Source organism: Pseudomonas sp. R15(2017), from assembly GCF_002112685.1.
GTDB classification, from domain to species: Bacteria; Pseudomonadota; Gammaproteobacteria; order Pseudomonadales; family Pseudomonadaceae; genus Aquipseudomonas; species Aquipseudomonas glycinae.
Window position 1 is genome coordinate 181,452 of the sequence record NZ_NEII01000009.1, and the last position, 12,642, is coordinate 194,093.

8 protein-coding genes are annotated in these 12,642 nt (G+C 59.0%); 6 read left to right on the plus strand and 2 right to left on the minus strand.

Annotation, left to right across the window (positions count from 1 at the left end; genetic code table 11):
- Positions 1-23 precede the first annotated feature (23 nt).
- The 5 genes from CAF77_RS19475 (at position 24) to CAF77_RS19495 (ending at position 4,900) form a co-directional block, all read left to right on the plus strand.
- Positions 24-1,358 (plus strand): TRZ/ATZ family hydrolase, encoded by a 1,335-nt coding sequence (locus CAF77_RS19475; RefSeq protein ID WP_064383399.1) that lies wholly within the window; start codon positions 24-26, stop codon positions 1,356-1,358.
- A gap of 57 nt (positions 1,359-1,415) precedes the next feature.
- Positions 1,416-2,114, plus strand: coding sequence for a bifunctional 2-polyprenyl-6-hydroxyphenol methylase/3-demethylubiquinol 3-O-methyltransferase UbiG (gene ubiG, locus CAF77_RS19480; protein WP_007950906.1), 699 nt, complete (start codon positions 1,416-1,418; stop codon positions 2,112-2,114).
- Between the two features lie 4 nt (positions 2,115-2,118).
- Positions 2,119-2,790 (plus strand): N-acetylmuramic acid 6-phosphate phosphatase MupP, encoded by a 672-nt coding sequence (gene mupP, locus CAF77_RS19485; protein ID WP_064383400.1) that lies wholly within the window; start codon positions 2,119-2,121, stop codon positions 2,788-2,790.
- Positions 2,791-2,870: 80 nt separating this feature from the next.
- Entirely contained in the window at positions 2,871-3,611 is a 741-nt protein-coding gene (locus CAF77_RS19490) for a YciK family oxidoreductase (RefSeq protein ID WP_025113079.1), read from the plus strand.
- Between the two features lie 362 nt (positions 3,612-3,973).
- A complete protein-coding gene (locus CAF77_RS19495) occupies positions 3,974-4,900 on the plus strand; it encodes a GGDEF domain-containing protein (RefSeq protein WP_085655148.1) in 927 nt (308 codons plus the stop codon).
- A 61-nt stretch (positions 4,901-4,961) separates the two neighbouring features.
- Here the strand turns inward: CAF77_RS19495 and CAF77_RS19500 are convergent, their stop codons facing one another.
- Entirely contained in the window at positions 4,962-5,756 is a 795-nt protein-coding gene (locus CAF77_RS19500) for a TenA family transcriptional regulator (protein ID WP_064383403.1), read from the minus strand.
- A 46-nt stretch (positions 5,757-5,802) separates the two neighbouring features.
- On the minus strand, positions 5,803-8,265 hold the full coding sequence (locus CAF77_RS19505) for an EAL domain-containing protein (RefSeq protein WP_064383405.1): 2,463 nt from the start codon (positions 8,263-8,265) through the stop codon (positions 5,803-5,805).
- Between the two features lie 212 nt (positions 8,266-8,477).
- Between CAF77_RS19505 and CAF77_RS19510 the strand changes: the two genes are divergently transcribed.
- On the plus strand, positions 8,478-12,641 hold the full coding sequence (locus CAF77_RS19510; protein ID WP_064383407.1) for a hypothetical protein: 4,164 nt from the start codon (positions 8,478-8,480) through the stop codon (positions 12,639-12,641).
- Position 12,642 lies beyond the last annotated feature (1 nt).

Genomic DNA, 12,642 nt, shown 5'->3' on the forward strand with positions numbered 1-12,642 from the left:
AAAAGCACTGGAACCGACCCTCGATGCCGAAACCTGCCATTGTGCTCGACTTATTATTGCTGCCAACCTGGCTGGTACCCGTCGAACCTGCAGGCGTTGTGCTCAAGGAGCATGGCCTGGGCATCCGCGACGGGCGCATCGTGTTTATCGGCCCGCGTGCCGAAGCGCTGAAGTGTAACGCTGCCGAAGTCCGCGAACTGCCGGACGTTCTGCTCAGCCCCGGCCTGATCAACGCCCACGGCCATGCTGCCATGACCCTGTTCCGTGGCCTGGCCGACGATCTGCCGCTGATGACATGGCTGGAAAACCACATCTGGCCGGCCGAGGGCAAATGGGTCGATGAAGATTTTGTGCGTGACGGCACCGACCTGGCCATCGCCGAGCAGATAAAAGGTGGCATCACCTGTTTCTCGGACATGTACTTCTTCCCGAAGGTTGCGAGCGAGCGCGTGCACAACAGTGGAATCCGTGCGCAGATCGCGATTCCGATCCTCGATTTCCCGATTCCGGGTGCCGCCAGCGCCGATGAAGCCATTCGTCAGGGCGTCGAACTGTTCGGCGACCTGAAGCATCACGAACGCATCAAGATCACCTTCGGCCCTCATGCACCCTACACCGTGGGCGACGAGAACCTGGAAAAAATCCGCGTGATCGCCGAAGAACTTGACGCCTCGATCCACATGCACGTTCACGAAACCGCTTTCGAAGTACAGCAAGCGGTCGAACAGCGCGGCGAACGCCCGCTGGCACGTCTCGGTCGCCTCGGCCTGCTCGGCCCGCGTTTCCAGGCGGTGCACATGACCCAGATCAGCGATGACGACCTGGCGTTGCTGGTAGAAAGCAACACCAGCGTGATCCACTGCCCGGAGTCGAACCTGAAACTGGCCAGCGGCTTCTGCCCGGTGGAGCGCCTGTGGCAGGCCGGGGTCAACGTCGCGGTCGGCACCGATGGCGCCGCGAGCAACAATGACCTGGATCTGCTGGGCGAAACCCGCACCGCCGCCCTGCTGGCCAAAGCCGTCGCCGGCTCGGCCACCGCGCTGGACGCCCATCGGGCCTTGCGCATGGCCACGCTGAACGGCGCGCGTGCCTTGGGAATCGAAGCCGAGACCGGCTCGCTGGAGCTCGGCAAGGCCGCAGACATCGTCGCCTTCGACCTGTCCGGCCTGGCGCAACAACCAGTCTATGACCCGGTCTCGCAGCTTATATACGCCACCGGTCGCGACTGCGTGAAACACCTGTGGGTTGCCGGCAAGCAGTTGCTTGACGACCGGCGTCTGACCCGACTTGACGAACAACTGCTCGGCGAAACCGCCCGGGCCTGGGGCCGACGCATCAGCGGCCACACCGAATCGTAAACACCCTGGGTCAAACTCCAGGGCTACAGCCTTTTTCAAGTTTTAGAGGATTGAATCATGAGCAACGTCGACCACGCCGAAATCGCCAAATTCGAAGCCCTGGCCCATCGTTGGTGGGATCGCGAAAGCGAGTTCAAACCGCTGCACGACATCAACCCGCTGCGGGTCAACTGGATTGACGAGCGCGTCAACCTGGCCGGCAAAAAGGTCCTCGACGTCGGTTGCGGCGGCGGCATTCTCAGCGAAGCCATGGCCCAGCGCGGCGCGACCGTGACCGGCATCGACATGGGCGAAGCACCGTTGGCGGTCGCGCAACTGCATCAGCTGGAATCCGGGGTGAATGTCGAGTACCGCCAGATCACCGCCGAAGCCCTGGCTGAAGAAATGCCCGAGCAGTTCGACGTTGTCACCTGCCTGGAAATGCTCGAGCACGTGCCGGATCCGTCCTCGGTGATCCGCGCCTGTTTCCGCATGGTCAAGCCCGGCGGCCAGGTGTTCTTCTCCACCATCAACCGCAACCCGAAAGCGTACCTGTTCGCCATCGTCGGCGCCGAATACATCATGAAGCTGCTGCCGCGCGGCACCCACGACTTCAAGAAATTCATCCGTCCGTCCGAGCTGGGTGCCTGGAGCCGCATGGCCGGCCTGACCGTCAAGGACATCATCGGTCTGACCTACAACCCGCTGACCAAGCACTACAAGCTGGCAGCGGACGTTGACGTCAACTACATGATCCAGACCCTGCGCGAGGAGTAAGCCGATGGCCATCAGAGCAGTCCTTTTCGACATGGACGGCACTCTGCTCGACACCGCGCCGGACTTTATCGCCATCTGCCAGGCGATGCGCGCGGATCGTGGCTTGCCGCCGATGAACGAAAAACACATCCGCGATGAAATCTCCGGCGGCGCCAAGGCCATGGTCGCGGTGACGTTCTCGATGGATCCGGAGTCGCCGGGCTTCGAGGAGTTGCGTCTGGAGTTCCTCGAGCGCTATCTGGTGGGTTGCGCCGTGCACAGCAAGCTGTTCGACGGCATGGGCGAATTACTGGCCGACATCGAGAAAGCCAATCTGGTCTGGGGTGTAGTCACCAACAAGCCGCTGCGTTTCGCCGAGCCGATCATGCAGCAACTGGGACTGGCCGAGCGCTCTGCGCTGCTGATCTGCCCGGATCACGTGAAGAACAGCAAGCCGGATCCCGAGATGCTGATCCTTGCCTGCAAGATACTTGATCTGGATCCGTCGAGTGTTCTGTTTATCGGCGATGATCTGCGCGATATCGAATCCGGCCGTGACGCCGGCACCAGGACCGCTGCCGTGACCTATGGCTACATTCACCCCGACGACAACCCTCGTCATTGGGGCGCGGACGTGGTGGTGGATCATCCGCTGGAGTTGCGCAAGGTGCTGGATAACGCTCTGTGCAGTTGCTGAGTGGTGCTGCAAAGCGACCATCGCTGCATTCCCGCGCAAGACGCGGGAACGATCAGAAGTTAATGGATTAGAGGTTTCTTATGTTTGATTATTCCGCTCGCCCCGAATTGCTCAAGGATCGGGTCATTCTGGTCACCGGTGCCGGTCGCGGCATCGGCGCGGCTGCCGCCAAGACCTACGCCGCCCACGGTGCGACCGTGCTGCTGCTGGGCAAGACCGAAGCCAACCTGACCCAGGTCTACGACGAAATCGAAGCCGCCGGGCATCCGCAGCCGGCAGTGATCCCGTTCAACCTCGAAACCGCCCTGCCCCATCAATACGATGAGCTGGCGGCAATGATCGAGACCGAGTTCGGCCATCTTGACGGCCTGCTGCACAACGCCTCGATCATTGGCCCGCGTACGCCGATCGAGCAGTTGTCCGGTGAAAACTTCATGCGTGTCATGCAGGTCAACGTCAACGCGATGTTCATGCTCACCAGCACCCTGCTGCCGCTGCTGAAACTGTCGCAGGATGCCTCGGTGGTCTTCACCTCCAGCAGTGTCGGCCGCAAGGGCCGTGCTTACTGGGGCGCCTATGGCGTATCGAAGTTCGCTACCGAAGGTCTGATGCAAACCCTGGCCGACGAAGTCGACGGCGTGGCGCCGGTGCGCTCCAACAGCATCAACCCCGGGGGAACCCGCACCAGCATGCGTGCCCAGGCGTATCCGGGTGAAAACCCGCTGAACAATCCGACGCCGGAAGAGATCATGCCGGTCTACCTCTACCTGATGGGCCCGGACAGCACCGGTATCAATGGTCAGGCCTTCAACGCCCAGTAATGCCATACGTCGCATTTGTTGCCGTGGCGGAATACCGTCGCGGCATGCAATTGCCGCTTTGAGCGCAGCAAATTCAGTCAAATAACCACCGCCCCTTCTCCCGCTAAAATCCCAAGCCATTGATTAAGAACGGTTTTAATAAAATATGAACCGTATGGCATGACTTTCGCTCTACATTTCCTCAAAGCACGCCGAGTGAAGGCAGTCGGGCAAGGCCTGATTCGATAGCTGACTAATCGTCATCGGGCAGACTAAACTTACGCCAAATGTCCTACGGGACTGATGGATCAGTATGACGCGCAGCCCATAGCCGCTCTCACCCAGCCTGTAAGACAGACTTACTGCTTAGGGGCTCACGCCATATGAAATCACCCTCCCAGACCACTGCAATTGACTTCGACAGTGCCAAATTGCAACGCCTGGGCTTTGGTCAGCAGCCGCCTCTCCTGGCGCGACCTGTCAGCCTGGCGCAACTGCGCCAGCAAATGAGCCTGCAACTGCAAACCAGCCTTGAACCTCAACGCATCCTCGGTCTGTTTTTCCGCGAAGTTCAGCGTCTGGTGCCGCTGGACGCCTTGACCTACGTGCACAACGGCAGCGACCTGCGCCTGGAGTTCGGTGCCCGCGGCCACCACTCGGCCAGCTACCGCCTCAGCCACGAAGGCGAGCACATGGGTGAGCTGGTGTTCCGCCGCAACCAGCGCTTCAGCGAACAGGAACTGGGCAATCTCGAATCGCTGCTGTCCGCCCTGCTGTACCCGATGCGCAATGCCCTGCTCTACCGCGCCGCCACGCAAAGCGCCCTGCGTGATCCATTGACCGGTGCCGGCAACCGTATTGCCATGGAGCAGACACTGCAACGTGAAATCGAGATGTCCCGCCGGCACCTGCAACCGTTGTCGTTGCTGATGCTGGACATCGACCATTTCAAACAGGTCAACGACCTCCATGGTCACAGCGCCGGCGACGACGTGCTCAAAGCCGTGGCGGCATCGATCAAGGGCCAGTTGCGCAATGTCGATATGGTGTTCCGTTATGGCGGGGAAGAGTTTCTGATTCTGCTGTCCAACACCGGGCGTGATGCGGCCGCCATGGTCGGTGAGCGCCTGCGTCAGGCAGCCCAGGCCCAGGATTACTATGCCAATAATCGATTGATCGAACTGACCGTGAGTCTCGGCTGCTCGACCCTGTTGCCGGGCGAATCCGCCGAAAGCCTGCTGCGCCGTGCCGACAGCGCGCTGTATGTGGCCAAGCGCGAGGGTCGCAATCGCCTGACCATGGCGGGCTAGATATTCGCTGCCAACAAAAAACGGGAGCCAGGGCTCCCGTTTTTTATTGATGTCGCCGAAACTAGCTCTCGACCAGTGCCCGACGCTCACGCCCGACCATCACCCGCTCCGACAGTTCGAGCTGCATGCAGCGCTCGAGGAACAGGTACATGTAGTCATAACTCTTGCAGATCGCCTGTCGCAGCTCCGCCTGCAGGGCTTTGCTCGGGTTCATCCCGGCGAGGGTGCAGATGATCTCCAGCGCTTCCCACGGATGGGCATCGTCGTACTGGGCGTGCATCTTCAGCCACTTCATGGCCCGCTTGCGATCCTCTTCAGGAAAAGCGGCGGCATAGACACCCGTCGAACACACCAGCGCCGACCACTCCCCGGTCGCGCCTTCGATGGCGTAGTTGGTGGCCGCGATGGCCACAATCAGTGAATCCGCCGAACTGGTGTGCCAGCACCAGTGGCTCAGGGCGTGCAATTCCGGCGGCACTTGCTGCGCCTGCAGATCTTCCAGGCTCACCCCATGGGCCCGGCTCCAATGCAGCCAATAATCGGCGTGGTTGAGTTCGACGCGAATATTGCGCATCAACCAGCGCCGCGCCATGTCTTCACCCGGATGACGGGCGAATTTGGTCTTGGTGAGATTCTGCGCCATGTACAACGCGAATTGCTCAACGACGGGCCAGCCCCCGATCAGGTACTGGCGCATGGTTCTGGCGCTGAGCTTGTTATCACGCATACGCAGATAAAGTTCATGTTCGACAACCCGGCGTTTGCTCTCGCTGCAATCCTGGATCAGTTGTTGCGCCCAGGCGGGATAACTTGCAGCTTCCATGAGTGGTCCGGTTCGGTTGAATGTGTCGATCACTGTTCGGCTCCTTTTGATTTGTGATTGTAAGGATCGGCAAGAGATTTCAACGGAACGTGCCAGGCGCCTTGAATAACAACGGCTGCGGTCTGGCGGGCCGACTTTGCAAACTGTCACAGGTAAACAACTGCGGACGCTCCACTACATAACCCTGAGCGTAATCCACGCCGATTTCAAGCAATGCCTGCTCGATCTGCGCTGTTTCGACAAACTCGGCAATTGTCTGCTTACCCATGACATGCCCGATGTGATTGATCACTTCGACCATTGCACGGTTAATCGGGTCGTCCAGCATATCCTTTACGAAACTCCCGTCGATCTTCAGGAAGTCTACAGGCAAATGTTTCAGATAAGCGAATGAAGACATTCCGGCGCAAAAGTCATCCAGCGAAAAATAACATCCCAAGCCTTTGAGTTCATTAATAAATCTGATTGCGCTCCCGAGATTTGCAATGGCACTGGTTTCTGTAATTTCAAAACAAATCATTTCAGGCGGTATGCCGTAGTTATCAAACTGTTCCCGCAGAAAGTGCAAGAACGCGTCATCTCCGATAGTAATGCCTGAAAGATTAATCGCACACATTGCCAGAGGGCCTTCGCACTTATCGTTAATACATTGAGCAATAACCTTAAATACATTCTGAACAACCCATCGATCCAGCGAGGTCATCAAACCGTAACGTTCCGCCGCCGGTATGAAACTGTCCGGCAGAATCATCCGGCCCGCTTCGTCATGCAGACGCAGCAGAATTTCGATATGTCCGCGAGTGCCACCGGCAACCGAACCCAGCGGGGCGATTTCCTGGGCGTAGAGGCAGAAGCGGTTTTCTTCCAGGGCCATGTGCAGGCGTTGCACCCAGGCCATCTCGCCAAAGCGCAGGGACAATTCCGAGTCGTCGGCATGGTAGACCTGCACCCGGTTGCGACCCTTTTCCTTGGCCATGTAGCAAGCCATATCGGCGGCCCGCAACGAGGCCTCGAGAGTGGTCGGGTTCTGTGCGACGTGCACCAGACCAATGCTGACGGTGGTCAGGAATGGCCGCCCCTTCCAGACAAAATGCAGATTTTGCACGGTCTGACGCAGCCCCTCGGCGATCTTCTCCGCCGCCTCCGGTGCGCAGTTCTCCAGCAGGATGCCGAACTCGTCGCCGCCCAGCCGCGCCAGGGTGTCGCCTTCGCGCAGACCCGATTGCAGCAACGCGCAGATATGCCGCAGCAACTCATCGCCGGCCGCATGCCCGCAGGTGTCATTGACCAGTTTGAATTGATCCAGATCGAGGAACATCAGCGCATGCCGCCCGGCCTGGCGCGTCAGGTTGTGCAGCGCCTGTTCGAGCCGGTATTCGAACTCGCGACGGTTGGCCAGCCCGGTCAGTGCATCGTGGGTGGCCTGCCATGACAGATTGGCGATGTATTGCCGCTCCTGGGTCATGTCATGCAGCACCAGCACCGCCCCACTGACCTTGCCGGCATTGCGGATCGGCGCACCGACCAAGGTCACCGACACCGTGCTGCCGTCCAGTCGCTGGATCAGCTTCGAGTGTTCGCTGCCGCCGGTCAGCTGGCCACTGAGAATGTGCTCGATCAGGGTCAGCCCTTCCGTCTGGGCGTTGTCATCCAGCAAATTGAACAACGCCGCCAGCGGCAGACCGGACGCCTGCTCGGCCTTCCAGTGGGTCAACGCTTCGGCGGCCGGATTCATGTAGTCGATCGCCCCGCTCACGTCGGTGGTGATCACACCGTCGCCAATCGAATGCAGGGTGACATGCGCGCGATCTTTTTCCAGTTGCAACGCTTCGGCGAAAGCATGACGCTGCTTGAGCAGTTTGCGGGTGCGCAGCAGCGCCAGCACGATCAGGCCCAGTGCGGTGGCCAGGTTGGTAAACAGCAGCAGGCGCAGAATCATCCGCGAGCCTTCACCCAGGGCATCGCTGAACGCCTTGGCGGCCGGGGTCACGCCGTCGTTGATCGCAAAGATCCGGTCCTTCCAGCGGCGGATATCGGCCTCGGTGGCGGCATTGGCGGTGATGCGCTGATGCATCTCCTGCGCCACGCCGTCGAGCTCTACCAGATAGGCATCGCCCAGGGTCCAGCGGTCGATGGCAATTTCCAGATAACTGAAGTGACGGAAATTCAGGTACAGCCAGATCAGGCTGGAGACATCGTCCGGGTGGTTGCCGCCCTTGAGAATGCCCTCGCGTGCCGCCTGCAGGTCGGGCGGTTGCTTGTCCAGTGCCAGACGCAATTGATGACCGCCCTGAGGCACGGCAATGGCGTTCTGGTACTTGAGGTAGATCGCATCATCACGGCTGTCGGCGTACAGGTTGAGGTAATAGATGGCGTCTTTCTGGCCCTTGGACCACAGGCTCTCGCCCGCCACATAACCGCGAACGGCCGACAGGACATAAAGACTCACGCCCCCCAGCAACGCCTGAAACAACACGACGGCGATGAATGGCCAGACGATGCCCAACAACCGAGGCGTTCCGAGAGTCCGCTTTTGCTTCATGGTATTCCTTGCATGAGCACTGCCTGATCGTCCTGCGAACATCCCCCCAAGACTAGGAGGCCTTCCCGGTTCCGGCAAGCGACGGATCCGCCTCAGTTCAGGACAGAAGCCGGATAGACATATATACGGCCACACTCGCAGGCGGGACCGATTAACTGGGCACTCCAGGCATTCTCCCTTTTTGGCGGGAATGCTTTCACAAGGAGTGTGACATGACCTCGACGTCTCCAGCTTCAATCGATCCATCGGCAATTGCAGAATCGAGCGCTCGCAAGACGCTGGGTCTGGATGCCGGCCCGGATATCGAATCCCTGGTTCCCCGACCGACCGCCCGGGACCGGAAAAGGTTCAAGGCCGCGCAGCTTGCGACACCAGCCCCTGCGCCCTCCATGACCCTTGAACAGTACACGGCGAAACGCATCAATGAACGAATGATCGAAACGGTCAAATCCTTTCTGATCGGCAAGCCCTCGCTGATTCGTCATTTGAGTGGCGATATCCTGCGCCTCGCGGCCCCGGAAGCGCTGCGCGCAACACCTTCGGTTTTCCTCCAGCGAATACTCAATACCCCGGAATCACTGGATCTGACAGAACGGCTACTGAAAAAGCTCAAATGGTACGGCGCTTCCCCAGGCGAACAGACGCCGGCGTCGGTGCGTTATCAATTGATCTGCAAAGCCATCTGCCTCTATCTGCACACCCCCTCAGCTGACGAGCCGCAAGCGCTCGCCGGTTTTCACTGGCAAGACCCGGCCCACTGGGGCAAGAGCTACCAGACCTTGCGCCACGAATTCGAACAGCATTTGCTGCGCAGCGGCCGGGTTGCCAACACCAAAGAGGCGATCCTTCTGGCTCGGGTATTCCAGACCCGCCTTTCGAAAGACTTCAGCGTGCACGATGTACCACCGGAGCTTCGTTACAAGACCTCCGTGGTCTGGGTGAACTTCATGCACGGCGTACTGCTGGCCGAGGAAACCGGTCTGGATCAATCAGCGCCCTTGTCCTTCCAGCAACTGGTTGATCTGCCGCTGCAACGCAGCGCCGGCGCATCGGCCGAACAACTCGAGGCGATTGCACGACTGCGTATGGCTCCTGCCCTGGAATGGGCCGTCTGCACGGGCGCCATTGCGCAGCGAACGACAACCGCTTACGACCAGGAAGATATCAACCGCGCACTGTCGACTCTGGAAGAACACACCGAGCGCCTGAACAACGCCGTGAAGACACTGGACTTGCGTCCACCTGAGCGACTGCAGATGGCCAGGCAGGTCATGACGAACGTTTTCAGAGGCGTCACGTTCGCACGGGACGGGCGCAAATTGTTGTCGGCGGATCCGAGTCACAGCCATTCCAGGGCACCACTGGATCTGAACAAGCAGCAGGGCCAGGACTTTCTCGACGTCTATGCAGACGGTCAGCTTGATGGCAGCAAGCGATGGATCGTCTCCATGCCCGATGGTACAACGCGTTCGACCACCGCACTGAGGCTCGATGGACAGCGAGTGCTCCATGCCGAGCGGGAAAACTGGCGCGGCGGTTATGACCGGGTCGAAGACGGCGTCTACAGTTGGGCCGGCAATTTCTTGCCTGACATCAACGCCCGGTTCGAAACTGCGTTCAACGACTACCTGACAACCATCAGACAGGCTTATCAATCGCTGATTGCCAGCTTGCTGAGATCACTGCCAGCGGCAGATCGCCGGGCGCTGGCTCAAGGTGAAGTCCAGGTGCTGAGCCTGCGGCAGAAAACCGCGCCGAACGAGAAGTCGGAGCAGATCCGGGCAAGGAAGGGATTCGTTCTGAAAGTGATTTACAACACAGACATCACTTACTACGAGCTCATCCCGAGCGCGGGCGTCGTTCGTCAGCGAACCGGTTTGAGGTTTTCCACAATCGATGGCGTTCGAACAGAGTTTCCACTGCACGCCTCGATCCCGGGACAAAGCTATTCGCCCGAGCGCAATTTGAGCACTTCCCTCCTGCTCGACTGGTCCGCCCACTTCCACGGCAGAGTGCCGGCAGAGCGGGCATCGTGTCCGGGATACCTCGATATCATGGGGTTCATGCCGGCAGCGGTATCATCCGGCCCGACGGATGCCGAGGGTGAAGCCCTCCTGACGACATCCCGACTGAATGAACTGGCGGGTTATATCGCAACGAACTTTCTCTATGTAGATGAACAGCAACTGCACATACAGGCCCGCGGCATGACGTCCTTCGACGCCGCTCGGGCGAAAACCGAGAAGCGCCTGGAAACGTTCGTGTCCATCGTCAAGGGATTCGTGCCTTTCTGGGGCAGCATCGATGATCTTCTGTCGGACAGCACCTCAGGCAAAATCATGGGCGGGGTCGGACTCCTGTTTGATCTCGCATCGTTCCTTTGCCCTATCGGCAAATTCATCTCGGGCTCGGTGCGCCTGCTTCGTGCCACTGTCGGCAGCAGTCGCATGGCTATCAAAGCGAGCCTGCCGTCCTTCTCGACGCTGACTCGCAAGCTTCTGACCCATTCACTGGCAAATCTCAACCCGCTCGATGGCATTCCCACACTGCTTAAAAGTCTGGGAAGCGGTGCCGGCAGAGGACTGCTGTTCATCGGTCGGGCGAGTATCGGCGGGATCAGAAAACTCACGGGACATGCTGACCGCTACCGACTGGTTCATAACCTGCCCCAGGCCATCGATCCGGGGAACTGGAAGCCGCTGGCCAATACTGACGAGCTGGCAACGGTCAACGGCATCGATGACGTCATTGTGCGTCACACAAATGCGTTGGATCTGGAACAACTGCATCTGGTCGACCCGTTGACATCCCTGCCCTATGGCCCGCGCCTGCGCAACAACAGCCGGGATCTCATCCAGGGCAGATCCACTTTCAGGAAGCTGCCGCCCACCGAATCCCACGCTCTGGCCGAAGTCCCGGAACACGCCCACGTTCGTGAAATGCTGGAGGTCGATGGCCGAACCACACTGTTGATTGATGACATCCCCTATCGTCTGGATGGCGATCAATTGCGTCGGGCCGATCTGATTGATGATCTGTCGATGTTCAAAGCGATGCCCTGTCGGGTACGGCGCGCTGGTAACAATGTCTGCAAAACACGCTTTGTCACCGGTGATCCCGCGCCGACCCCGGGTACCGGCAGTTTCGACGAAAGCAAAGGCTGGGCCCCCTGGTTCGGAGACAGCATCTACACGCCCGCTGTTGATGGGCGAGCGAAGCTTCTCAAACACCTGAAAAGAAGAAACCAGCTCGACGCAACGATGGAGTTTCAGAAAGGGATATACGGCAGAATCAACGTAAAAACGCCCTACGGAACCCGAGGTGAATTCGACACCTTCCAGGCCGGCGCCACCATTGTTCCGGCTCTGGACGGATCGAAGCACTATATATTTACCCGGCTGGATGCCGGTGCCTTCTACGTCGCCGAACTTTCCAAGGGGCAAAACATTTCCGGCCCCCTGAAACTGCGCCAGGCCAAAACTCTGCCCGCCGATTTGCGAAAAGAACTGATGACCGTCTATACCGGCTCACTCAATGCCAACAACATGGCGAGAATCCACGGTGTGCCGGCAGTAGAGCGCGCACTGAAAACTATGGACCAGATTGCCATTCCGATTGGTGGCCACCGGTATCCACCCAATACGCTCAAGCTGCTCAAGGTCGACACCAGTCCCGGTGAGGCGGTGCTGTTCGACCACTCCACGCGGATGATTGTCAGCCAACGCCCGACCGGAACAGCGTCCTGGTCTCGCAGCAGCACCGCACCAGAGCCCCTACGCCAAAGGGCTGCGAACATATTCGACACACTGTTTGTTGAGAAAACCATCAAGGTCGAGTCAGGCGCCGACTTGCGGATCAATCAAACGATGGAAAAACTCCAGAATCTGCTCCCGCGTCGCCTGCAAACCGAGAACGCGAGAAACATCGCTTACGCCGACATCGTAACCTCGACCGGCAAGCGTGAGGTTTACGTCAGTGTCTCCGGCGCAAAGGGACACACAGGGGAACTGCCACTGTTCAAACCTCCATTCGCCCCGGACAAGGTCATCGTCGGCGATACGACTTACTTCAACATCGACTTCGGCCAGACATTTGCCAGAACTTCTTTGAACGTCTCCCCACGGGGAAAAATATTGGCTATTCCCCATTCGATCAAGGATGTACACAACTACAAACCGGAGATGACCAGTCGACCGACCTCGCTGGACAGTGAATCCAAACTGATCAGTGTGCTTCGGCAAAAGTACCCGGACAACAAAATGATCACATCGGTGGATGTGGCGACCACCATGCCACCATGCACCAGCTGTTCAGTGGTCATGAAGGAGTTCGGCCACAACGGTGGTGCGGATGCACTGAAGGTCTTGTGGAGCTGAC